We start from the raw sequence: 21423 nt of genomic DNA on the forward strand, positions 1-21423 counted from the left end.
GCGGCATCTACAGCCCGAGCCCGGGCGTGGTCTACCCGACGCTGACCTTCCTGGAAGAGGCCGGCTATGCCGTCTCGGCGAGCGAAGGCAACAAGAAGGTTTTTTCCATTACCGAGGCGGGTCGTGATCATCTCGCCGACAACCGCGAGATGATCGACAACGTGCTAGACCATCTCGAGCGTTTCGGCCGCAAGATGGCCAAGGCGCGCGACTGGTTCGGCTGGAACGACGAAGGCGATGACCGGCGCGAGGGCCGTGGTGGTCGTGGCAGCCGTTCGGAAGCGCGCGACGAATTTCGCGCCATCCGCCACCGTCTGCGTGCCGCGCTCGGCGACATCGTCGACGCGCCGGCCGAAAAACAGGCCGAGGCCATCAGCATCCTGGAAAATGCCGCCGAAGCGCTCGAGGCGCTATCGCGCCGCTGAGGCCGACGGTTTCATCTCGCAAGAAAAGCCCGGATCATCCGGGCTTCTCTTTTGGCCGCCGATCGGCAGCGATCACTCCTTGCCGACATATTCGCTGATCAGCTTGTCGTTGCGTGCCTTTTCGATCTTGGAGGTCATCTCGGCAGAGAGCCGCTCGTCGGTCCGATACTTGACCAGATTCACCAGGCTGCCGGTCAGCAACAGGACGCCCATGGCCCAGTAGCCCTTGGTCGAGAGGTCGACCGGCGCCAGCCACAGCGACAGCGCCAGCATGAAATAGGCAGCGCCCACCGATACGGTGTTGAAGAGGATATAGGTCTGATTGCCGTTCATCGTATTGCTTCCTTGAATTGATCTGATGCTGTTTCGACGGATTTGAATTTCAGTTCAGTGACTTGAGGCGTTCGAGCACGTCCTTGGCGCGGACCTTGGTGGCCGGCCCGTGCCCGGCTTCGGCCAGGCGGTCGCGGATCGCTTCGTGGCGGAGCTCGCCGTCGATCTCGTCGAGGATGCCCGCCTCCTCGAACGGATCGCTGCTTTCCTTGATGCGGGCGAGCAACTCTTCCGCTTCATTGATGCTTGCGGTGCGGCCGATCGAGCGGTTGAGGCGCGACTGGGCCTTGCGCTCGGCGTCGATCGCGCGGGCCGAGATCATGCCCTGGTTGAGATCGACGATGCGGCGATGCGCCTGCTCGACGGAAAGGCGCATCCGCAATGTCTTCTCGCCCAGGCTTTTCACGGTGGCGCGGCGGACCTCGCGTTCATTCTCCAGCTCGGCAATGGCCGAGGCGCCGCCTTCGGCCAGGGCCTCGTTATTGGCAGAAAGCGCGCTGAGGGTGCGCGTCTCCAGATCGGCGATGCGGCGGCCGAGCTGGTCGAGGCCGGACTGCTCGGCACGTTGACGCACGATGAGCGCGGCAAGCGTCTGCTTGGCGGCGGCGAGGCCCGTTTCGGCGTCGCGGATACGCTGGGCCAGCAGGTCGATGGCAAAACGATCCTTCAGATTGTCCTCGGCGCGAGCGCTTGCGCCGTCCAGCAATGTCTTGATCAGGTTAAGCATGGTCTTCTCCCTGTTCTTGTGAACGTTGTTCACGAAGCCAACATAGCAGGAAATGAACATTGTTCAAGAACTATTTTGAACGCTGTTCACGAGGCGTCGGACATGGTAAACGCTGCAGGAAGGAACGGTCCGGAAGGGGTATTGCCAGCTTTCGGGCGCGAGGTCAGGAAACGGAATGGCGCTGAACAAGGAAGAGATGAGCGAGAAGGTGCTCGCCATCGCCGAGACGCTGCTCAACGAGGGCGGCATGGACAATTTGAAGGCCCGCACCATCGCCGAGCAGGCGGGCATCTCGGTCGGTTCGATCTACAACCTCTTTGCGGATCTCGACGAGGTGCACCGCGCCGTCAACATGCGGTTGCTCGATCGGCTCGGCGCGGCGGGCATCAACGCCATGGCCGAACTCGAGAGGCAAGGCGTCACGGATGTCAGGCATCGCATCCTGGCGATGGCCGCCGCCTATGTGCGGTTCGTCGAAGCGCACCCCGGCAGCTGGCCGGCGGTGCTTGCCTTCAACCGTCGTCGCGCCGCGCGGCCGGGGCCAGACGCCTATGACGCACGGCTCGACGAGCTCTTCGATATCGTCGCCGGCGTGCTCAAGGCAGGCGACTTCGACCTTGACGACAATCGCCGTGCGCTGGCGGCGCGGACCTTGTGGTCAAGCGTGCACGGCATCGTGACCAGCGGCTACGTGGCGAAGTCGGACAGCCGCCAGGCAGAAGAGATCTGGCATCAGGTAGAGCTTCTCGTCGGCGTTTTCGTCAGGGGGCTGGAACGCGGCGGCGCATTCGCGCATGCTAAGACAAAGCCAGTATGAACAAGGCGATGCCGTGATTCTTCCGGGGTTCGCTAGGGAGTGGAGTTTCGAGCTATGTCTTTTTTGAAGCGTCTTTTCGGCGGCGGTGGCGGTGGCGGCGAGGCAACGGAACCCGGAACCGCGAAGCCGGCAAAGCAGGTCGAGCACAAGGGGTTCCTGATCAGTGCCACGCCCTACAAGGCGGAAGGCCAATATCAGACCTGCGGCGTTGTCTCGAAGGAAGTGGATGGTGTGATGAAGGAGCACCGCTTCATCCGCGCCGACCGTTTCGCAGGTTTGGACGATGCCGTCGACATCTCGATAAAGAAGGGCATCCAACTGGTCGACGAGCAGGGCGAGAAGATGTTCGGCTGACGCCGGTCGCCTCGGTCTGTTCTGGAATCGAAAAGGCAGGCGCCGGGTGGCGCCTGCCTTTTTTCGTCGGGTAGGTTATGCCGCAGCCTTTTCCGCATTGGCGGCCGCAGCGGCGATCGCGTCGACCTTGGCGGTGGCCTTGGCGAGAGCGGCTGTAACAGCATCAGCGCCCATGCCGACGCCTTCCACGCGGATGACTTCGACGTCGGTCATACCGAGGAAGCCGAGCACGCTGCGCAGATAAGGAATGGCATGGTCCATCTGCACGGCCGCGCCTTCCGAATAGATGCCGCCGGAAGCGAGCACAATGTAGACCTTCTTGCCGGCAACGAGGCCCTTCGGGCCGTTCGAGCCATAGGCAAAGGTCTTGCCCGACCGGGCGACATGGTCGACCCACGACTTCAAGGTCGAGGAGATGTTGAAGTTGATGAAGCCGGTCGCCAGGATCACGGTGTCGGCCGCGAAAAGCTCGTCCAATACGACGTCGGAAACGCCGACAACCTCAGCCTGGCGCGGCGTGCGGGCCTCAGCCGGCGTGTAGATGCCGGTCGCGTAGTCGGGATCGATATGCGGCAGCGGGTTGGCGACGAGGTCGCGCACGACAAGCGTGTTCGACGGATCGGCGGCGACGAGCTTCTCGGCGAGATCAGTGGCGACGTGGGTCGAGTGCGAAGCAGCGCCGCGCGGGCTGGATGTAACAAGCAGAATAGACATGACGGTGTCCCCTTGGGGTTGGATTGAACTTTCCCCGCCAATATGGGATTGCCGCTCTATCAGGAGAACTGGTATAATTTGCATGGTATCCATCAACAATATGGATTGATCATGCAACCGAACCCGACACTCGACCAATTGCAGATCCTGGTTGCGGTGGCCGATACCGGCAGTTTCTCGGCCGCCGGCCGCAAGCTTAACCGCGCGCAGTCGGTGGTCAGTTACGGCATCGCCAATCTGGAGGCGCAGCTCGGTCTCAAGCTGTTCGAGCGCGAGGGGGTACGCGAGCCGCAGCTGACAGATATCGGCAAGGCGATGTTGGAGGACGCGCGGCGCATGATCGGGGTCCTGCAGCGCATCCGCTCACGCGCCGACGGCTACCATCAGGGACTGGAAGCCGAAGTCAACTTGGCCGTCGACGTGTCGCTGCCGTCGCCAGTGCTCGTGCGGGTGCTGAAAGCTTTCGAGGCGCAATTTCCAACGGTGATGCTGCGGCTGCATGCCGGCACGCTCGGACTCATCCCGGATCTGGTCCTCAGCGGGCAGTCCGATCTCGGTATCGGTGGGCTGCTGGGCGAGGTCATCGACGTGCATCTGGTCGCCGTCGGCTTCATGTCGATGGTGCCGGCCGCCGCGCCCAGCCACCCGCTGGCGCAACTGCCGAAGCCAGTGGCGCTGGAGGACGTGCGCGAATACACCCAGCTCGTCGTTACCGATCAGTCCGAACGGACCAAGGGCCGCGACTACGGCGTCTTTGCCTACCGAACCTGGCGGCTGACGGATATGCGCACCAAGCACACGCTCATGCGCGCGGGATTGGGTTGGGGCGGGTTGCCGCGTTGGTTGATCGCCGATGACCTTGCGAGCGGTCGCCTGGTGGAACTCGACCTCGAGCCTTACAGGGAAACGAACGCGCCGCTGTTTGCCATGCACCGCAATGATCGCAGTCCGAAACCGGTCGCCGCCTGGCTCATCGATCAGTTCAAACGGGAGCTCGGCTGTTTCAACGAGTTCGAGCCGGAACCGGCGACTACAGCGCCGGGTATCCCGATAGACGTCCAGCCGACGCCGTAGTCGTCACTTGCGGATGGTCCTTCCCTGAACCTCTGGTCGGGATCATCAGCGACGAGAAGCCAGCCCGTCAATCAGCGACATGAGCACGGCGCGGTAGTCCTCGACCGAGCCTCCCGCCTCGACCGCAAGGGCCGTCCGGTCGAAGGCGGCGGCGAGCAGCGCGGTCAGCGCTTCGAGCGGCAGTTTCACCATGGATCCGGCCCGCATCGCCGCGACAAGACCCTCGCGCAGCGAACGGTTGCCGTTCCGGTTGTCGATCCCGTCCATCGCGGCGCGGCTGAGGACCGCGGGGCCATCGAGCAGCAAAAGCCGCGTGCGGCCAGGCGCCCGCATGGCCGCGAGATAGGCGTCCGAACCGGCGATGAGCGCGTCGCGGGCCGAGAGCGTCGACGGCGAAGCGTGCTCGATCTCGGCCGCGACCGCCGCCGCCTCCTGTTCTACGACGGCGGCGAACAGCGCCTGCTTGTCGGCAAAATGGTGGTAGAGCGCGCCGCGCGTCACGCCAGCCTCGGCGACGATCTCCGGCGTGCCGGTCTCGCCATAGGATTTTTCCGTGAACAGCTTTCGCGCCGCCCGGATCAGATCGGCGCGCGTCGCCTCGGTGCGGTCGCGATTAGAACGGCGTCCAAAGTCCTGTTGCATACATGCAGCCTGTATGTTAATTGCATTTGCATACAGACTGTATGTTGAATGAGTGGAGAAAGAAAGATGAAGACCACGAGCTACTATCCGGTGCTGATGACGGGCGATGTCGCTGGCACGGTGGCCTTTTACATCGAGCACTTCCGCTTCGAGCCGCTGTTCGAAAGCGACTGGTACGTGCATCTGCGCTCCAGCGAGGACAAGCGCGTCAACCTCGGTATCGTCCAGGGCGATCACGAGACGATCCCCGAGGAGGGGCGGGGACGCGCGTCGGGCCTGCTGATCAATTTCGAAGTCCGCGATCCGGACGCGGTCTACGAGCGCATCGTCGATGCCGGCCTTCCGATCCTGCGCACGTTGCGCGACGAGCCGTTCGGCCAGCGCCACTTCATCACGCGCGACCCGAACGGCGTGCTGATCGACGTCATCAAGCCGATCCCGCCCAGCGACGAGTTCATGGCGCAATATGCCGAGGGCGCTGCAGAGCGGGTCTAGCTAGCCCGTGCCACCGGCGTCACTGCCACGTGGCTGACGCCGGTGCGGCGCACGACCGTGCACAGCGTCTCACGGCCAATGCGTTCGGCATCGAGCATGCGCACAAGGTCATCGACGCCGGTGATGGGACGGCCATCGATGGCCGCGATGATGTCGCCTTCCTTCAGCCCGGCTTTCGCCGCCGGGCTGTCCTTCTCGACGCTGCGCAGCCGCACCGCCGTGTCTGTGGTGACCTGCGAGAGCAGGGCCGCGCGGCGCGGCAGGTTGGTGGTGTCAGCTGAGACGCCGATGAAGGCGCGGCGCACGCGGCCGAAGCGGATGATCTCGGAAATGACGAAATTGGCGGTGTTGGAGGCGACCGCGAAGGCGATGCCTTGCGCGCCGTGGATCATGGCGGTGTTGACGCCGATCACCTCGCCCGCGGACGACACCAGCGGACCGCCGGAATTGCCGGGATTGAGCGCGGCATCCGTCTGGATGACGTCGTCGATCAAGCGCCCGGTCGAGGCGCGCATCGAGCGGCCGAGCGCGGAAACCACGCCGGCGGTAACCGTCCATTCGAAGCCGAGCGGATTGCCGATCGCAATCGCGATCTGGCCCCGCCTCAGGCGCTTGGAATCGCCGAGCGGCGCCACATCGGCAAAGCTGCCGTCGGCGCGCACCAGTGCTATGTCGGTGTCGGGATCGCGGCCAAGCACATGTCCCTCGCGCGTCGCGCCGTCCGGCATGGTGACGCGCACGGCGCGCGCGTCGCCGACGACGTGGAAGTTGGTGACCACCAGCCCGTCCTGCGCGATGACGAAGCCCGAGCCATGCCCGCCGGCGCCAACCCGCTCGATGCGGCACACGGCAGGTCCGATGCGGTCGACGGCGTCGGCCACGGTCATCGAATATGAATCGAGCAGGGTGTCGTCGGATTGGAGTTTCTCGGCGGCAAAAGCCATGGGTGGGCTCCGTGTCATTCGGCAAAGCGATGACTATATGTGCGAAGCGACCGTGCCTGCCGCGACCTGACCACTTGGCCAGTTCTCTGGCCGACTAGCCGTCAGGCGAGTACCGGCAGGCTTCGTGTCGAGCGATATCTGGGGCACCGAACCCAGGAGATATTGTTATGAGCGAGTTCAACCTCAGTGCATTTTCCGATGCCATCGCCGATGTCGCTGCCGGCGCCGCTGCGGCGCTGGCAAGCTTCGTCACCCATCATCACCGCACCGCCAGCGCCTTCCACTGGCGCGACGGCTATTTCGTCACCGCCGAGGAAGCGGTCGAGGCGGGCGAGGAGATCGAGCTGACGCTGGCTTCCGGCGAAACCGTCAAGGCGGAGCTTATCGGCCGCGATCCTTCGACCGGCGTTGCATTGCTGAAGCCGGCTTCGACGGCGGCAAGCTTGCCGCACCTGGCGCAGGCCGGCGCCGTGCGCCCCGGCAATCTGGCGGTCGCCGCCGGCAGCAGCGACGGGGCAGCGCTTGCCGTGCTCGGCACGGTCGGCGAGGTCGGGCCGGCCTGGCGCTCGATGCGCGGAGGCACGATCGACCGGCGCATCAATCTCGCCATCAACACCGGCGGCCGTTTCGAGGGCGGACCGGTGCTCGACGCCAAGGGCGGCCTGATCGGCATGCTTCTGTTCGGGCCGCGCCGGCGGGTGCTGGTCATGCCTTACGAGACGATCGAGCGGGCAGTGGCGACCTTGCGCGAGAAGGGCCACGTCGCCCGCGGCTATCTGGGCGCCGGGCTGCACCCGATCCGCAATGGGGACAGCCGCGGCGCCATGGTGATGAGCCTCGACGACAGCGGGCCGGCCAAGGCCGCAGGCCTGCATGTCGGCGACATCATCGTCGCCTGGAACGGCGAAGCGGTGCAGGGACCACGCGAACTGATCCGCAAGCTAGGTCCGGATAGTGCGGGCGTCATCGTGACGCTCGGCGTGCTCAGCGGCGGCGCGCAGCGCGACGTTGCGATCACCATCGGCGAGAAGCCGTTGAGCTGAGATGGCGAACAGCGCAGCACAAGCGATCGCGAGAACCGAGCCGGTGGCACACCGGCTGACGGTGCTCATTGCGCTGGGTGACGCGGAGCGCGCCGAGCAACTGGCCGAGGCGCTTGCCGCGAGCGATGACCTGTTGCCGACGCTCGCCGGAAGCGGCACGGGTCAGACGGCGGATGCGGCCGTGGTGGATGAGGCGGCGCTGGAAAGCAGGGCTGTAAGCCCTGCAACGCCCGCTGTGCTGCTCTCCGGTCGCGCCGATCCCCACAGGGCGATCGGGAACGTGTTCGCGACACTGCCGGCTTCGGCCGACGGCTTGCTCGTCGCCGCGGCGGCGCGGCTGGCTGCTGCGGGCTATCGCGTCAGCAGAGTAGGCCCGTCGGAGGTTGCGCATGACGATTTTCACGACGAGCCCTCCGACGGTGAAGCGCTGGACGACAATCGGCCTCACCCGGCACTGTCGCCGCGTGAGGCGGAAGTGCTGGCGTTGCTTGCTGAAGGCGCGCCCAACAAGGTTATTGCAAGGCGGCTCAACATTTCCGTGCACACGGCGAAGTTCCATGTCGCCGCGATCTTGATCAAGCTGGGCGCCGCCAACCGCACCGATGCGATCGCCATCGCCATGCGGCAGGGGTTGGTGCTGGTCTAGGCCGCTCTCGGCACGACGCAGGGTAATCTCGATCTGGCGCTTGGGGCCTTGCTTCACGCCTGTCCCCCGCGCAAGTTGCCTCTCACATTTGAAGAGGGAGGCGAAAAATGTCGCTCAAGGGAAAGACGCTGTTCATTTCGGGCGGATCGCGCGGCATCGGGCTCGCGATCGCTCTGCGCGCGGCGCGGGACGGCGCCAATGTGACGATCGCGGCCAAGACCGCGGAGCCGCATCCGAAGCTGCCGGGGACCATCTACACCGCGGCCGAGGAGATCGAGCAGGCCGGCGGCAAGGCGCTGCCGATGCTCTGCGATATCCGCGACGAAATCCAGGTGGCCGATGCCGTGGCAAAAACCGTCGAGCGGTTCGGTGGCATCGACATCTGCGTCAACAATGCCAGCGCCATCCAGCTCACCGGCACGCTGGAGACCGACATGAAGCGCTACGATCTGATGCACCAGATCAATACGCGCGGCACGTTCCTGGTGTCGAAAATGTGCATTCCCCACCTGAAGTTGGCTAAGAATCCTCACATCCTGAATCTGGCGCCGCCACTCGATATGAAAGCCAAATGGTTCAAGAATCATGTCGCCTACACCATGGCCAAGTTCGGCATGTCGATGTGCACGCTGGGCATGAGCGCCGAGTTCGCCAAGGACGGCATCGCGGTCAATTCGCTGTGGCCGATCTCGACGATCGATACGGCCGCTGTGCGCAATCTGCTCGGCGGGGCCACGGTGGCGGCGATGAGCCGTTCACCCGACATCATGGCCGACGCGGCGCATGCGATATTCATGCGCCCGTCCCGCCAGGCGACGGGCAATTTCTACATCGACGAGGAGGTGCTGCGCGCCGAAGGGGTCACGGATTTCTCGGCCTATGCGCCGGGCGCGACAGGCCCGTTGGCAGGCGACTTCTTCGTGCCGGATGAGGTGTTCGCCCGGACGGAAACCAAGATCAAGAACCTCTACTGAGGACCCACTCAGGCCTCTTCCTTCTTGGACTTCCCCAGACCCATCAGCCGGTCGATATAGGCCAGCATGAGGGCCGAAATGACGAAAGCCAGATGGATGATGGTCAGCCACATCAGCTGATCGGTGGTGTAGGAGACCGAGTTCAGGAACACCTGCAGCAGGTGGATGGACGAGATCGCGACGATGGTCGAGGCGACCTTGACCTTCAGCGAGCCTACGTCGATCGTGCCGAGCCAATGCACGCCGCCGCCATCCTGGTCGTCGAAGCGGCTGACGAAATTCTCGTAGCCGGAAATGATCACCATCACCACGAGCGAGGCTACGAGGGCGGCATCGATGAGGCCAAGCATCTTCAGGATCGTGTCGGTGTCGCCTAGCGTGAAGGCGGTGAGCAGGAACTCGTAGAGCTTCTTGCCGAAGGAGAGCGCGTAGGTCGCGAGCGCCACGCCAAGCCCCAGATAGAAGACCACCAGCAGCCAGCGCGAGGCCAGGATGATGGATTCGATGGCGAGTTCGAGACGCTTCATGAGGCCTTCCGGTCGGTTTCGGTACCGGTCGTATTTCGGGCAGATGGATTACATTTTCAAGACAAAAGCCCCGCCGGAGAGGGGCCGGCGGGGCTTCTGCATCCCGCTGGAGCCGGGATGGGGGCAGGGAACGCCCTGACTGGAATCTGGGGCGCGCAATGCGGCGATTCAATGAGCAGGGCTGGGCGGGCAGGACAATTGTTCTTGAGCCTGCAAAGGAAAAGGCCCGTCCGGATCCGGGCGGGCCTTCATCTTGCGCTGATTCCGAAAATCGGATCAGGACCTTGAAATCAAACGCTCATTGCTGTCCGCTATTGCTCGCCACCGGCGCCACCAGCGAGGTGATGCGGCGGATGGCGACACGCCGGTTTTCACGGTTCGGGCCGGGCGTGTTCACCTTGAGATACTGCTCGCCATAACCCTGCGTGGTCAGGTTCTCCGCCGGGATGCCGAAGGCGTTGGTGAGCGCTTCAGCCACTGCCTCGGCCCGTCGATCCGACAGGGCGAGGTTGGCTTCGGGCGTGCCGACGGCGTCGGTATGGCCTTCGATGAGGAAGGTCTCGGCCGGGTTCTTTTGCAGCAGCTTCTCCATGGCATTGGCGACGCCATCGAGCTTCTGCACCTCGGCATCGGAGATCGTGGCCGAGCCGAAATCGAAGTTCAACGTGTCGAGATCGATACGGCGTGCGATGTCGCGCACGCGGGCCGAGCGTTTGACCTCGTCGATCGAATAGAGGCGCTGGACCCGTTCCACCGGCGGCTGCTCGAGGAAGGTGTAGTAATCGTCCGGGCTTTCCACCTCCTGGGAGTCGAGAATGTAGTCCCGCTGCGGAATGTCGAGGCGCATCGGCGGCAGGTCGTCGCCCGGATCGCGCCAGTCGTCGACATCGCGGTAATAGCGTTCGTCGACGTAGCTCAACACATACTCACGGCCGTCCGGCATGATCCGAGAACGCTGGACGACATCGCCATTCCGGTCGCGGATGGTAACGATCTGGATGCCGTTGTCTCGTAAGACGGTTTCGCGGGTTCGACCGCGTGGCAGATCCTCGTAGTAGACATCCTTGGCGCCGCGGGTGATGCGGGGAGCCTCGTTGCTTTCCACGATCGTCTGGTTGTTGAACTGGATGATCACGCGATCGCCAAACTGCTTCACGACGTCCGCGCCCTGCGGGCGGCGGCGATCACGCACGATTTCCTGCGGCGTGAGGTCGACGCGCTTGCCCTTTTCTTCCGTGACGGGGACGATCTTCTCGGGCTTGATCGCCTGCTGTGCCGCCTTGTCGTCAGTGGGCGGCGGTCCCTGGTCAACGGGGGCCGGACGCTGTGGCTGCTGAGCGCCTTGCTGTCCGGCCTGGTTGCCGGCTTGCCCATTGCCGGCCTGGCCGTTTCCAGCCTGGCCATTGCCGTTCTGGCCACCACCGTTCTTGCGCGCGGCGTCCTTCTGGCTGTCCAGGATAGGCGCCTCGTTCGGATTCGCTGGCTTTGCGCCCTGGGCCGCATTGCCACCATTGGCCGGCTGATTACCATTGGCCGGTTGGTTGCCCTTGGCCGGTTGGTTGCCCTTGGCGGGCTGCTCGCCGGTCGCGGGCTGCCCATTGGTGGCAGGCTGCTCGCCCGTGGCGGGCTGTTCGCCCAGAGGCTTCTTGCCGTTTTTGGTCTTGCCCTGGGGCTGCTCGCCTGTCGCCGGCTGTTCGCCGGTAGCTGGCTGCTGCCCCGTTGCAGGCTGCTCGCCTGTAGTCGGCTGTTCGCCAACGGGCTTCTTGTGTTGCTTGTTGGTCTGGCCCTGAGGCTGTTCGCCCTGGGCGGGCGCTTGCTCGGTTCCGGGAACAGGCAATGGCTTGAGCTTCGGCGAAGCCTCGCCGGAGGACGGCTGGTTGTTGGACGGCGCGGGGGTCGTTTCCGGCGTTAGCGTGGTTTCCGCGGGCTTCTTTTTCTGCTCCGGCTTTTGCGAGGGTTCGGCGGCCGGTGCTTGCTCTGCCGGGGCAGCCTGCTGGCCCTGCTTGTGCTTCTTGGGCTGGTTGTCGTTGGCCGGCGCCTGCTGCTCGGCTGGTTGTTGCTCGGCCGGCGCGGGCTCGGTCTGTTGCTGCTGATTGCGCTTCTTGCGCGGCTGCTGCTGGTCCGGCGCGGGCTGCTCCGACGATGCGCCGCCGCTCTCGGTCTGCTGTTGCTGGGCATTCTTCTTCTTGCGCGGCTGTTCAGGCTGCGCCTGCTGCTCGGCGGGCGCGGACTCGGTCTGCTGCTGTTGCTGCTGGTTACGTTTCTTGCGCTGTTGCGACTGATCCGGAGCCGGCTGCTCAGCGGGGTTGGCGCCGCCTTCGGTCTGTTGCTGCTGGTCGCGCTTCTTGCGCTGGTTCAACTGCTGCTGGGCCGGGGCCGCTTCACCCGACTGGCCGGTGTCCATCTGCTGCTGATCCTGCCGCTTCTTGCGCGGCTTCTGTTCGGACTCTGCGGGCGCTTCCTGTTGGGCTGGCGCGGATTCGGTTTGCTGCTGCTTCCTCTGCGGCTTTTGCGCCGGCTGCTCACCCTCGGCGGGCTGGGCCTGCCTCTTCTTGGGCTCCCCCTGCTTCTGGGCGCAGGCTTCCGCCGATTCGCCCTCGGCGCATGCGGCCTGTGCCAAAATCAGCGCCGCGCCGTGCGAGGGGCCGAAAGCGGCACTTTCCTGCAGCGGATACGCGCCCAACGGCGCGGATGCCATCAGCAGGCCGATTGCCGTACCCGCCAGAATCCGTGGTTGGCGTTTCATGTCAATTTCTCCTAGTGGGGTCCCATCCCTGCCCAAACTTTCATCAACCGTGATTGGTTCCGTTTGCAAGGCATTGGCGCGAACCAAGAATGTCCGGCTGGCCTTTTGAAGGCAATTTCGTGTTTTTGTAATGTTGATACCGGGTCAGTGTGACAGCAATGCTTGACCGAAAGCCTCCGGAGGGCCAAATCCACGCACATGAACGCACCGTTCTGGAAAACCAAGACGCTTGAGGAAATGAGCCCGGCCGAGTGGGAATCACTCTGCGACGGCTGTGGCAAGTGCTGCCTGTCGAAGCTCGAGGACGAGGATACCGGCGAAATCTACTGGACGAGCGTCGGTTGCCGACTGTTCGACGCCGAGAAATGCCGCTGTACCGACTATGCCAACCGGCTGGCCCGCGTGCCCGATTGCGTCGGACTGACGCCGCAGAACGTGCGCACCATCACCTGGCTGCCGAAGACCTGCGCCTACAGGCTCGTCGCCGAGGGCCGGGATCTCTACTGGTGGCACAGGCTGATCTCGGGAAGCGCGGAGACCGTGCACGAGGCCGGTATTTCGATCCGTGGCCGGGTAAAGGCCAAGGAAACCGATCTGGCGGAGCCTGAAGACTATTTCGATTATGTGCTGGATGACGAACCCTGACGGGTTCGCATGTGGACGACGAACCCTGACGGGTTCGCGCTTTGCGACGAACCTTGCGGGTTCGCGTTTAAGGGCGACGAACCCTGACGGGTTCGCGCTTAAAAGGATCAGCGTTTTGACGACGAGCGACGAACCCTGCGGGTTCGCGCTTATATGAACCGGAAATGAATGGCCGGTTCGCAAAAAGTTCAGACAGGAAGAGGCATTCTCCAACCATCGGTTTCGACGGGCGAGAGCCCACAACAAGGAGAGAGAAACGATGTTCAACCAGATCAAGACGGCAGCCCTTTCGGCCCTTGTCGGGCTTGGCACGCTCGGCGCCATCCCGGCTCACGCCGACAGCCTCTATCTTGGTTTCGGCAACAACCAGGATCCGCGCTTCGGCGTCTATACCGGAGACAATGACGGTTACCGCCGCGACTGGCGCCGGGATCGCGACTGGCGCGGCTGCTCGCCGGATCGCGCGCTGGACAAGGCCGAGCGCATGGGGCTGCGCCGCGCCCGCGTCGTCGATGTCAACCGAAGCGTGGTGAAGGTGGTCGGCCGCCAGTATGGCGACCGCGTCGTGGTGGTCTTCGCCAATGAGCGCGGCTGCCCGATCATCGCTCGCTGAGGTTGGAAAGGCGATCTTCTGCGAAGATCGCCTATAGGATGATCCTCAGCGAGGATCACCTTTGAGTAGCTGAGCCCCTTCAAGCAGTTGAAGCGCGTGGCTCGAAAAAACCCCGGAGGATCGGTCCCTCCGGGGTTTTTTCATGTGGATCGGCCCAGTTTGGCCGGCATCACTTCAGCTCGAAGGTGACGGTTACCTGCACGTTGTAGGCGTTCTCGCCAGCCTGCACGGGCACGGCCGCGCGGGCGGCATCGAAGGCCTTGGCGTTCATCGGCATCGGCATCGGCAAGATGTTCTGGTCGGTGATCTCGATCACCCGGCCGAGGCTGACGCCGGCTGCCTCGGCCAGGGTCTTGGCCTTGGCCATCGCGTCGGCGACCGCCTTCTTGCGCGCCTCTGTGACCGTGGCCTTGGGATCGTCGTTGGTGAAGGCGATGCCGCCACCCTGGTTGACGCCCAGCGACACCGCCTTGTCGAGGATATCGCCCGTCTTGTCGACATTGCGCACGCGTACCGAGAGCGTGTTGGTCACCTGATAGGCGACGAGCTGGGCCTCCTGGCTGCCGTCGGCCTTGTTGGTGTAATTGTAGCGCGGGTTGATCTGGATGCCCGCGGTCTGCAGGTCTCGGTCGGCGATGCCGGCCGCCTTCATCGCCGAGATCACCGCCGCCATGGCGTCGTTGTTCGCGTCGAGCGCCGCACGCGCCGTCTTGGCCTCGCGCATGACGCTGAGCGTCAGGATAGCCATGTCAGGCGCCACGGTCGCCTCACCTTCGCCAGACACGACGATGCGGGGAGGGGGCTGCGTGTCGGCGGCGCTTGCCAGCGCGGGAAACGCGACCGCGGCGGCGAGCGCGACAGGCAAAAGATATCTGGTCATGAAAACTCCTCGAGATCTGCGATCCGGTATCCTTTGCCGCTTCCGCCCCGACTCGAAAAGACGTCGATTGCTTGCGGTGCTGTGCAAAGCCCGGACCTGTTCACGCGCCTTATGGGCGCAGGGCCGCTCTACGGCGCGAATATGGGCTGATTTTGGCGTTTGCCGCCAGTGCTTTCGAAAGCCTTGTGCCGGGCCGCGAAAAACACTAAGCCAGCGCGTGTGGGGCCTGTAGCTCAATGGTTAGAGCCGGCGGCTCATAACCGCTTGGTTGGGGGTTCGAGTCCCTCCGGGCCCACCATTCAGTCCGCCCGTTTTGGCGCGTTTTCCAGGGTCTCAAAAATCCAAGGCGTCCTCGCTGGACCCTCGGCTCCTAGACCGTAACGCTTCCAACCCATTGAGCAAAGAGCCAGGCGAGGCGGTACCGCGTTGGGGTGGAACTGATCGGGAAGGAAGGCTGTGCGCTTCCCTATTGCTCCCTGTCGATATCCCGGCGCAGCACGATCAGCGTCGTCAGGTCCTGCACCGCCGGCCCGCTGGCAATGTTGTCGCGCAGATTGTTCAGCCGGTCGATCGACGCCACCTCGACCTCAACGACGAGGTCGAGGTGGCCGCTGATCGAGGACACGCGCCGCACCTCGGCGTAACCGGCTAGCTTGTCGAGGATACTGATCGAGGGCGTGCGGGCCAGCGTCACCAGAAGGAAGGCCCGGATGACGTCCCGGTCCATCTGGCCGATATCGGCGCGATAGCCGCGGATCACGCCGGCGCGCTCGAGCTGTGCCACCCGCTCGCTAGCGGCACTGCGGGAAAGGCCTACCCGCGCCGCCAGCGCCTTCAGCGGGACGCGCGCCTCCTTGGACAGGATGGCGAGGATCTCGTGGTCTTTTGCATCCGGCTGCTTCACCGCGGGCTCCATGGCGCGCCGGCAATATGCCGGCCGATCACGTCAGACTGTCGGCGAGGCCGACGCTTTGCCGAATGTCTGATTTGCACGGCCATGCAAAACTATCCACCAATTTTAGCCACAACCACCTTCCCCGATAGCCGGCAGACCCGATGACCGATCTTCACCACCCCGCACCCGCTTTCCCGATTGACCAAGCCGCCTTTCTGGCGAGCGAGCACTTCGGCATCGAAGGCGAGCTTAGCCCTCTCGACAGTGAGCGCGACCAGAACTTCCGGCTGGCTTCCGGCGCCGGAATCTGGACCCTCAAGATCATCAACGCCAGCGAACCCGGCCTGGAGAGCGCTTTCCAGGTGGCCTTGCTCGATCATCTGGCGGCTGTCGCGCCCGATCTTTCGCTGCCGCGCCTGAGAACGGCGGCATCGGGCACCGCGCTGGCGACCACCCTGGCGGCGTCTGGCGAGCGTCATTCGCTGCGCATGGTGTCGTGGCTCCCGGGCAGGCCGCTCGCCGAAAGCGCACGCAGCCCTGCTGTTCTGAATTCTCTCGGCCAGATGCTGGGCCGCATGGATCGCGCCCTGCAGGGCTTCATCCACCCCGGCGCTTTGCGCGCGCTGGACTGGGATGTCCGGCGCGTCGGCGAAGCCCGCGCCCGGCTCGTTCACGTCGCCGATAGCGGCGACCGCGCCTTGCTGCAGCGCTTCCTCGATCGCTTCGACAGACAGGTGGCGCCCCGGCTCGCCATGTTGCGGACGCAGGTGATCCACAACGACGCCAATGACTGGAATGTTCTGGTCGATCCGGACCGGCCGGACAGCATCGCCGGCGTGATCGATTTCGGCGACGCGCTGCACACGGTACTGATCGCCGAGGTGGCGGTGGCCTGCGCCTATGCCATCCTCGACCAGGAGGACCCGATCGGCGCAGCGGCTGAACTGGCGGTCGGCTTCCACGCCCGTTATCCCTTGCGTGAGGAAGAGCTCGACCTCTTGTTCGACCTTGTAATGGCGCGGCTGGTCATCAGCGTCACGCTTTCGGCGGCGCGCGCCAGCAGCGTCGGTGACAATCCCTACCTGGCGATCAGCGAAGCGCCGGCCTGGCGCATGCTGCGGCGCCTGGATGCCATGAACCCGCGCTTTGCCACGGCCATCCTGCGTCATGCCTGCGGCTTCGACGCGGTCGACGGCGCAAGCTCGGTCTCGGCCTGGATCGATCGCAATGCCAGAAGCATGGCGCCGGTCGTGCACCCGCACCCGGCCACGCTGACCAAGGCGCTGGTGCCCTATGGCGATGCCGTCAATCCAATGACGGTCGCCTCGGCCGCCGCCGACCCTAAAAAGGCTTCCGCCTGGTGGGATGCCCATGCGAGGGAGGCAGGCGTCGCCCTCGGCATCGGGCCATGGGGCGAGGCGCGCAGCGTCTACTCTGGCGATCTGTTCAAATCGCGTTTCATCGAGGGTGGGCGACGCGACCGCCATCTCGGCCTCGACCTCTTCATGCCGGCCGGCACCAAGGTCTACACACCGCTCGCCGCGACCGTCCAGAGCGCCGAGATCGAGGAGGAGTTGCTCGGCTACGGTGGCCTCGTGGCGCTGCTGCACGAGCCCGAGGGCTGCCCTGCCTTCGTCACGCTCTGGGGGCATCTTGCCCATGAAGTCGTCGCGCGACTGAGGCCCGGTCAGAGGCTCGCCGCCGGCGCGCTTGTCGGCGAGATGGGTGCGCCCGCGCAAAACGGCGGCTGGGCGCCGCATCTGCATCTCCAGATTTCGGCCGATGCCAGCCTTGCGGCATCCGCGATATTGGGTGTCGGCGAGGCGAGCTATCTGGACGTCTGGCGCGAACTGTTCCCCGACGCGGCGGCGCTGGCGGGCATCCCGCCCGAGACTTTCACGCAGACCGGCCGCAGCCGGGCGGAGATCGTCGCGGCCCGCAAGGCGACGATGCTGCCCAACCTGTCGATCTCCTATTCCGAACCGATCAAATTCGTACGCGGCGACGGCGTTTGGCTGATCGACGATCGTGGCCGAGCCTATCTCGACTGCTTCAACAATGTCTGCCATCTCGGCCACGCGCATCCCCATGTCGTGGAGGCCATCGCCAGTCAGGCGGCCAGGCTCAACACGAACACGCGCTATCTGCACGACAACATCGTTGCCTACGCCGAGCGGCTGACCGCGACCTTGCCGCCTGAACTCTGCGTCGCTTCCTTCGCGTGCTCGGGCAGCGAGGCCAACAGCCTAATGCTGCGCATGGCGCGCACCCACACCGGTCGAGAGGATGCCATCGTGCTCGACTGGGCCTATCACGGCACGACCCAAGAGCTGATCGACCTCAGCCCCTACAAATACAAGCGCAAGGGTGGCAAAGGGCGCAAGCCGCATGTCTTCGAGGCGGTGATCCCCGACAGCTATCGCGCGCCGGCGGACTGGCCGGCGGATGAGTATGCGAAGCGCTTCGCCGCCAGCGTGGCCGAACAGATCGATGCGATGCGCCGAGAGGGTCGCGCCCCGGCGCTTTTCATGGCAGAATCGATCCCGAGCGTCGCCGGACAGGTCTTCCTGCCGGAGGGCTATCTCAAGGAAGTCTACGCCATGGTGCGCGCGGCCGGTGGGCTATGTGTCGCCGACGAGGTGCAGGTGGGCTTCGGCCGCGTCGGCAGCCATTGGTGGGCATTCGAGACGCAAGGCGTCGTGCCCGACATCGTCACCATGGGCAAGCCGATCGGCAATGCCCACCCAATGGCGGCGCTGGTGACGACGCGCGAGGTTGCGGCGTCCTTCAACAACGGCATGGAGTATTTCAACACGTTCGGCGGCAATCCGGTCTCTTGCGCGGCGGGGCTGGCGGTGCTGGACGTGATCGAACGGGGCGATCTTCGCCGCAACGCGCAGGACATCGGCAATTATCTGATCGGGCGTTTCCGCGAGATGCAGGAACGTCATGAGGCCATCGGCGACGTGCGCGGCATGGGGCTGTTCCTGGGCATTGAACTGGTCGCCGACCGCCGGACGAAGGAACCGGCCACGGCGCTGGCCAAGAAGATATCCGACGGCGCCCGCGCGCGCGGCTTGCTGATGGGCACGGAAGGACCGGGCGACAACGTGCTCAAGATGCGCCCGCCGATGATCTTCACCCGGGCCAACGCCGACCACCTGTTGTCGGTTCTCGAGGACACCTTCGAGGCAGTGCTGGCCGGCGGGGAGTAGCGGGGCATGCCTCCTACCTCGCCGGTAGCTTCTTCGCGCCTCATAATAAAAAGCGGGGTTCTGGTGGACGCTGACGGTCCTCGTGGTGCTGTGGAGAGGATGCTGTCGGTTGCCAAAGCTGGTCATCCAGCACGCCGCCAGTAGCGAGTTGCCGGCGCGTCGGATGGTCTCGTAGGAGCGGGCGCGCAACCCCAGCCGAGGATGATGCGCGGCGAAGTCGAATAGCGCCATCAGATAGGTTCGCGTCTCGGGCAAATCGAGCAGCACCAGTGGCCGGTGCGGCAACTGCTCGATCGATACGGCCTCCCTGTTGGCGAGGCCGTCGTCGCATCGTCGTCAGCGCATACAGCAAGACATGCTTTTGCGGCGCCTTGCAGCATCAGCTAGCCTTCGGGACTGCACCGTAGACCAGCTTGCCCCTGTGGAACACTGCATTGCGGACAGGCAGACGCGCGACGGCTTCAGCAGAGCAGCTGGCCGGCAGGAGATTGAAGCTTGCTTCGTCGCCGGCCTTCGGCCACACCTGCTCACCTTTGTCGTTGAGCGGGGTAACGAACCCGGTCGCAAAACCCAGCGTACGGTTGATGTCATACTCGGTGCTTCGGTACTCGAGACGAGCGATTTCGTGAGCCTTCTGGAGGATGTCGCAATTCCCGAACGAATCCCACCAGTCCATGACGCTGTCGGTGCCGCAGATCACCATGACGCCGGCTTCGTGCAGTTCGCGAAGCGGCATGGTTCCTTTGCCCAGCGGCACGGCGCTGGCGAGTGTCACGCCCAGGGCCTTCATACGGGCGGCAATGTCGTTGAGCTCCTCCTTGGATAGTTCGGCCAGCGAATAAGCGTGGCTGAAAGTCACGTTACCCTGCAGCTGCTTGTTCTTCTCCATGTGGTCCATGATGCGGTTGAACGCGGGAATTGCGGTCTCGCGTGGCTCATGGACGTGAATGTCGATCCCGACATTGAAGTCGAGGGCGAGCTGAACCGTCGTATCGACCGACTTTTCCATCGCATGGTCGAAAGACGTGGGGTCGACGCCACCGACATAGCTGACGCCGCCCGACTGCAGCGCCTCGCGCATCAGGCCGACGCTGTCGGAAGCCAAGAGACCGTGCTGCGGAAAGACGATGATGGCTGCATCGAGCGTATCCTTGAAGCGCTCTAACGATGCCTTGAGATGTTCGAGATTGCCCAGCCTGCTGACGGGATCGACGTTACAGTGGCTGCGGCAGACCGTGGTGCCGTGCGAGTGCATCAGGCGGACCATCGCAGCCGTGTGTTCTTCAGCCAGCGGCAGGAGCTTGGGCAGGACCTCGCGTTCCTGGGCGACGCGATCCGCCCGGCCATGCTGTGTCGGAAGCGTCGCTTCCCAGGGACCGCCGTAGAAGGTCTTGTCCAAATGGATGTGCATGTCGCGAAAGGTCGGCAGCATCAACTGGCCTTGCGCGTCATACGCCGCCGCACCCGGAGGAACGACCGAAGTCGCGTCGAGGACCTCGGCGATCCTGCCGTCGGCGATCCGCAGCGTCTTCAATGCCGTCCTGGTATGGGTGATGACCGGGGAATCCAGCCAAGCCCTCTTTTCCTCGACAAAGCCGGTCTCCAAGCGGACGTTCGTCAGGTAATAGGCTTTTGACAGGTCCTGCACGCTGGTGACCGGCGTGGTGACGGTGCCGATGTCCATCATCGGCGCGGCGGTCGCACTGCCGATGCTTTCCGTCATGCCGGCCCCCAGGGCCAGGCTTCCAGCGCCAGCCATGAAGTTTCGCCGAGACATACCTGAAACTGGATTGTCCATGTTCGCGTCCTTCTGAAAACGCGGGAAGGCATCCCGCACGTGGATATCCCGTTGGAAGGGGTGAAGCACATCATTGTCGAGGCACGAGGCGACGGCTGGGGCGCGTTCCCAGGAGCCGCGGCGGAACCTCGATGGTCACGGTTCGGTGCGGTGGTTCGCGCCGGCAAGTCCAGACTGGTTGGAAGAACGCCGTCTTTCACGAATGTTCCCCACCGGCGTTTTTGGCGGAGTGGGCTCCCGCGTAGTCGCCGACCACCTCGTATTTGAGGAGCTCAGCCGGCTTCTTGAGCACGAACTGGCGATCGGAGACGATGTAGTTGTCAGCGTGCAAGCGGGCAATCGGCTGATAAATATCAGGCCGGACATAGTGACCTTGCTCGTCGAGACATTCGTCGCGGACATACATGTGCACGACCTCGCCGATGACAATGGTGCGGCGGCCATAGTCGAGGATCTGGGACACCCGGCATTCCATGGCGCAGGGAGATTCCTTGATGCGCGGCGCGGCCACCTTGATCGAGGGCGCGCTGGTCAGGCCCGCAAACTCGATCTCGTCGAAGTGGCTGGGGAAGTTGATGCTGGTCACGATCATCTCTTGCGCGATGGACATGTCGACCATGTGGGCCACGAACTCCCCCGTTCTTTTTATGTTGGCGACCGTATCTTTCGCCGTGCCGTCGGGCCGTGTCTGCATGCCGATGATGAGCAGCGGGGGATCATGCGAAAAGACGTTGAAGAAACTCATTGGCGCGGCGTTGTAGCCGTTGTGCTCGTCGACGGTCGTCACCAGCGCAATAGGGCGGGGCCCGACAAAGCTACACAGCAGCCGGTATCGATCTTTTTCGGAAAGCTCGACGAAATCGAATTCCATTATCAGCCTCCATTCAGTTCGCCCAAAGCAAAACTCTCGAAGGGA

The 21423-nt window shown here is 64.1% G+C and carries 22 protein-coding genes and 1 tRNA gene; 12 read left to right on the forward strand and 11 right to left on the reverse strand.

Going from position 1 to position 21423, the window contains the following annotated elements; all coding sequences use genetic code 11:
- Window positions 1-425 (forward strand): PadR family transcriptional regulator (locus tag Q0L57_RS02505; protein ID WP_296737500.1); only part of this gene is annotated, 425 nt, incomplete at its 5' end.
- A gap of 72 nt (window positions 426-497) precedes the next feature.
- On the opposite strand, the gene Q0L57_RS02510 is transcribed toward Q0L57_RS02505, so the two are convergent.
- Window positions 498-758 carry a YiaA/YiaB family inner membrane protein gene (locus Q0L57_RS02510; protein ID WP_296737502.1) on the reverse strand — a complete coding sequence of 87 codons (261 nt, stop codon included), beginning with the start codon at window positions 756-758 and terminating at the stop codon, window positions 498-500.
- 49 nt (window positions 759-807) lie between these two features.
- Window positions 808-1485 (reverse strand): PspA/IM30 family protein, encoded by a 678-nt coding sequence (locus Q0L57_RS02515; RefSeq protein WP_296737505.1) that lies wholly within the window; start codon window positions 1483-1485, stop codon window positions 808-810.
- 175 nt (window positions 1486-1660) lie between these two features.
- On the opposite strand from Q0L57_RS02515, the gene Q0L57_RS02520 reads away from it, so the two are divergent.
- Entirely contained in the window at window positions 1661-2302 is a 642-nt protein-coding gene (locus tag Q0L57_RS02520) for a TetR/AcrR family transcriptional regulator (protein WP_296737508.1), read from the forward strand.
- Window positions 2303-2356: 54 nt separating this feature from the next.
- Entirely contained in the window at window positions 2357-2656 is a 300-nt protein-coding gene (locus Q0L57_RS02525) for an HlyU family transcriptional regulator (protein WP_296737510.1), read from the forward strand.
- A 75-nt stretch (window positions 2657-2731) separates the two neighbouring features.
- Here the strand turns inward: Q0L57_RS02525 and Q0L57_RS02530 are convergent, their stop codons facing one another.
- Complete coding sequence (locus Q0L57_RS02530; RefSeq protein WP_296737512.1) at window positions 2732-3370, reverse strand: FMN-dependent NADH-azoreductase; 639 nt, start codon at window positions 3368-3370, stop codon at window positions 2732-2734.
- 111 nt (window positions 3371-3481) lie between these two features.
- Between Q0L57_RS02530 and Q0L57_RS02535 the strand changes: the two genes are divergently transcribed.
- Window positions 3482-4444, forward strand: a complete 963-nt coding sequence (locus tag Q0L57_RS02535) for a LysR family transcriptional regulator (protein ID WP_296737514.1) — start codon at window positions 3482-3484, stop codon at window positions 4442-4444.
- A gap of 45 nt (window positions 4445-4489) precedes the next feature.
- On the opposite strand, the gene Q0L57_RS02540 is transcribed toward Q0L57_RS02535, so the two are convergent.
- Window positions 4490-5086, reverse strand: a complete 597-nt coding sequence (locus Q0L57_RS02540; protein WP_296737516.1) for a TetR/AcrR family transcriptional regulator — start codon at window positions 5084-5086, stop codon at window positions 4490-4492.
- Between the two features lie 66 nt (window positions 5087-5152).
- Here Q0L57_RS02540 and Q0L57_RS02545 point away from each other — a divergent pair, with 66 nt between their 5' ends.
- Entirely contained in the window at window positions 5153-5581 is a 429-nt protein-coding gene (locus Q0L57_RS02545) for a VOC family protein (RefSeq protein WP_296737517.1), read from the forward strand.
- On the opposite strand, the gene Q0L57_RS02550 is transcribed toward Q0L57_RS02545, so the two are convergent.
- Window positions 5578-6525, reverse strand: a complete 948-nt coding sequence (locus Q0L57_RS02550) for a trypsin-like peptidase domain-containing protein (RefSeq protein ID WP_296737519.1) — start codon at window positions 6523-6525, stop codon at window positions 5578-5580. The two genes, Q0L57_RS02545 and Q0L57_RS02550, sit on opposite strands and share 4 nt — an antisense overlap.
- Before the next feature lie 167 nt (window positions 6526-6692).
- On the opposite strand from Q0L57_RS02550, the gene Q0L57_RS02555 reads away from it, so the two are divergent.
- The 3 genes from Q0L57_RS02555 to Q0L57_RS02565 all read left to right on the forward strand — a co-directional run bounded on the left by Q0L57_RS02555 (window position 6693) and on the right by Q0L57_RS02565 (window position 9188).
- Window positions 6693-7568 carry a S1C family serine protease gene (locus tag Q0L57_RS02555; protein WP_296737520.1) on the forward strand — a complete coding sequence of 292 codons (876 nt, stop codon included), beginning with the start codon at window positions 6693-6695 and terminating at the stop codon, window positions 7566-7568.
- 1 nt (window position 7569) lies between these two features.
- Entirely contained in the window at window positions 7570-8214 is a 645-nt protein-coding gene (locus Q0L57_RS02560; RefSeq protein ID WP_296737522.1) for a helix-turn-helix transcriptional regulator, read from the forward strand.
- A gap of 107 nt (window positions 8215-8321) precedes the next feature.
- The gene (locus tag Q0L57_RS02565) at window positions 8322-9188 is read left to right on the forward strand and encodes an NAD(P)-dependent oxidoreductase (RefSeq protein ID WP_296737523.1); all 867 of its coding nucleotides are present in this window, start codon (window positions 8322-8324) and stop codon (window positions 9186-9188) included.
- An 8-nt stretch (window positions 9189-9196) separates the two neighbouring features.
- Here the strand turns inward: Q0L57_RS02565 and Q0L57_RS02570 are convergent, their stop codons facing one another.
- Entirely contained in the window at window positions 9197-9715 is a 519-nt protein-coding gene (locus Q0L57_RS02570) for a TIGR00645 family protein (RefSeq protein WP_296737525.1), read from the reverse strand.
- A gap of 298 nt (window positions 9716-10013) precedes the next feature.
- Window positions 10014-12461 (reverse strand): OmpA family protein, encoded by a 2448-nt coding sequence (locus Q0L57_RS02575; protein WP_296737526.1) that lies wholly within the window; start codon window positions 12459-12461, stop codon window positions 10014-10016.
- A 198-nt stretch (window positions 12462-12659) separates the two neighbouring features.
- Here Q0L57_RS02575 and Q0L57_RS02580 point away from each other — a divergent pair, with 198 nt between their 5' ends.
- Window positions 12660-13106 carry a YcgN family cysteine cluster protein gene (locus tag Q0L57_RS02580; RefSeq protein WP_296737528.1) on the forward strand — a complete coding sequence of 149 codons (447 nt, stop codon included), beginning with the start codon at window positions 12660-12662 and terminating at the stop codon, window positions 13104-13106.
- A 259-nt stretch (window positions 13107-13365) separates the two neighbouring features.
- Window positions 13366-13719 (forward strand): hypothetical protein, encoded by a 354-nt coding sequence (locus Q0L57_RS02585; protein WP_296737529.1) that lies wholly within the window; start codon window positions 13366-13368, stop codon window positions 13717-13719.
- Window positions 13720-13888: 169 nt separating this feature from the next.
- Here Q0L57_RS02585 and Q0L57_RS02590 read toward each other — a convergent pair whose 3' ends face one another.
- A complete protein-coding gene (locus Q0L57_RS02590; protein WP_296737531.1) occupies window positions 13889-14599 on the reverse strand; it encodes an SIMPL domain-containing protein in 711 nt (236 codons plus the stop codon).
- A 222-nt stretch (window positions 14600-14821) separates the two neighbouring features.
- Between Q0L57_RS02590 and Q0L57_RS02595 the strand changes: the two genes are divergently transcribed.
- Window positions 14822-14897, forward strand: a tRNA-Ile gene (locus tag Q0L57_RS02595).
- Between the two features lie 168 nt (window positions 14898-15065).
- Here Q0L57_RS02595 and Q0L57_RS02600 read toward each other — a convergent pair.
- Window positions 15066-15503 carry an Lrp/AsnC family transcriptional regulator gene (locus tag Q0L57_RS02600; RefSeq protein WP_296737533.1) on the reverse strand — a complete coding sequence of 146 codons (438 nt, stop codon included), beginning with the start codon at window positions 15501-15503 and terminating at the stop codon, window positions 15066-15068.
- Window positions 15504-15655: 152 nt separating this feature from the next.
- Here Q0L57_RS02600 and Q0L57_RS02605 point away from each other — a divergent pair, with 152 nt between their 5' ends.
- Window positions 15656-18709, forward strand: a complete 3054-nt coding sequence (locus Q0L57_RS02605) for an aminotransferase class III-fold pyridoxal phosphate-dependent enzyme (protein ID WP_296737534.1) — start codon at window positions 15656-15658, stop codon at window positions 18707-18709.
- A gap of 379 nt (window positions 18710-19088) precedes the next feature.
- Here the strand turns inward: Q0L57_RS02605 and Q0L57_RS02610 are convergent, their stop codons facing one another.
- Entirely contained in the window at window positions 19089-20432 is a 1344-nt protein-coding gene (locus tag Q0L57_RS02610; RefSeq protein WP_296737536.1) for an amidohydrolase, read from the reverse strand.
- Window positions 20433-20703: 271 nt separating this feature from the next.
- Window positions 20704-21378: a flavin reductase family protein gene (locus Q0L57_RS02615; RefSeq protein ID WP_296737538.1), complete on the reverse strand. Its 675-nt coding sequence runs from the start codon at window positions 21376-21378 to the stop codon at window positions 20704-20706.
- Window positions 21379-21423 lie beyond the last annotated feature (45 nt).

It is taken from the genome of Mesorhizobium sp., from assembly GCF_024509055.1.
In the GTDB taxonomy this organism is placed as follows: domain Bacteria; phylum Pseudomonadota; class Alphaproteobacteria; order Rhizobiales; family Rhizobiaceae; genus Mesorhizobium.

Coding starts and splice junctions, on each gene's coding strand:
- Q0L57_RS02565 (WP_296737523.1), top strand. CDS start 8,322: ATGTCGCTCAAGGGAAAGACGCTGTTCATTTCGGGCGGATCGCGCGGC.
- Q0L57_RS02585 (WP_296737529.1), top strand. CDS start 13,366: ATGTTCAACCAGATCAAGACGGCAGCCCTTTCGGCCCTTGTCGGGCTT.
- Q0L57_RS02520 (WP_296737508.1), top strand. CDS start 1,661: ATGGCGCTGAACAAGGAAGAGATGAGCGAGAAGGTGCTCGCCATCGCC.
- Q0L57_RS02580 (WP_296737528.1), top strand. CDS start 12,660: ATGAACGCACCGTTCTGGAAAACCAAGACGCTTGAGGAAATGAGCCCG.
- Q0L57_RS02615 (WP_296737538.1), bottom strand. CDS start 21,378: ATGGAATTCGATTTCGTCGAGCTTTCCGAAAAAGATCGATACCGGCTG.
- Q0L57_RS02515 (WP_296737505.1), bottom strand. CDS start 1,485: ATGCTTAACCTGATCAAGACATTGCTGGACGGCGCAAGCGCTCGCGCC.
- Q0L57_RS02590 (WP_296737531.1), bottom strand. CDS start 14,599: ATGACCAGATATCTTTTGCCTGTCGCGCTCGCCGCCGCGGTCGCGTTT.
- Q0L57_RS02540 (WP_296737516.1), bottom strand. CDS start 5,086: ATGCAACAGGACTTTGGACGCCGTTCTAATCGCGACCGCACCGAGGCG.
- Q0L57_RS02575 (WP_296737526.1), bottom strand. CDS start 12,461: ATGAAACGCCAACCACGGATTCTGGCGGGTACGGCAATCGGCCTGCTG.
- Q0L57_RS02535 (WP_296737514.1), top strand. CDS start 3,482: ATGCAACCGAACCCGACACTCGACCAATTGCAGATCCTGGTTGCGGTG.
- Q0L57_RS02550 (WP_296737519.1), bottom strand. CDS start 6,525: ATGGCTTTTGCCGCCGAGAAACTCCAATCCGACGACACCCTGCTCGAT.
- Q0L57_RS02525 (WP_296737510.1), top strand. CDS start 2,357: ATGTCTTTTTTGAAGCGTCTTTTCGGCGGCGGTGGCGGTGGCGGCGAG.
- Q0L57_RS02530 (WP_296737512.1), bottom strand. CDS start 3,370: ATGTCTATTCTGCTTGTTACATCCAGCCCGCGCGGCGCTGCTTCGCAC.
- Q0L57_RS02545 (WP_296737517.1), top strand. CDS start 5,153: ATGAAGACCACGAGCTACTATCCGGTGCTGATGACGGGCGATGTCGCT.
- Q0L57_RS02605 (WP_296737534.1), top strand. CDS start 15,656: ATGACCGATCTTCACCACCCCGCACCCGCTTTCCCGATTGACCAAGCC.
- Q0L57_RS02555 (WP_296737520.1), top strand. CDS start 6,693: ATGAGCGAGTTCAACCTCAGTGCATTTTCCGATGCCATCGCCGATGTC.
- Q0L57_RS02570 (WP_296737525.1), bottom strand. CDS start 9,715: ATGAAGCGTCTCGAACTCGCCATCGAATCCATCATCCTGGCCTCGCGC.
- Q0L57_RS02610 (WP_296737536.1), bottom strand. CDS start 20,432: ATGACGGAAAGCATCGGCAGTGCGACCGCCGCGCCGATGATGGACATC.
- Q0L57_RS02510 (WP_296737502.1), bottom strand. CDS start 758: ATGAACGGCAATCAGACCTATATCCTCTTCAACACCGTATCGGTGGGC.
- Q0L57_RS02560 (WP_296737522.1), top strand. CDS start 7,570: ATGGCGAACAGCGCAGCACAAGCGATCGCGAGAACCGAGCCGGTGGCA.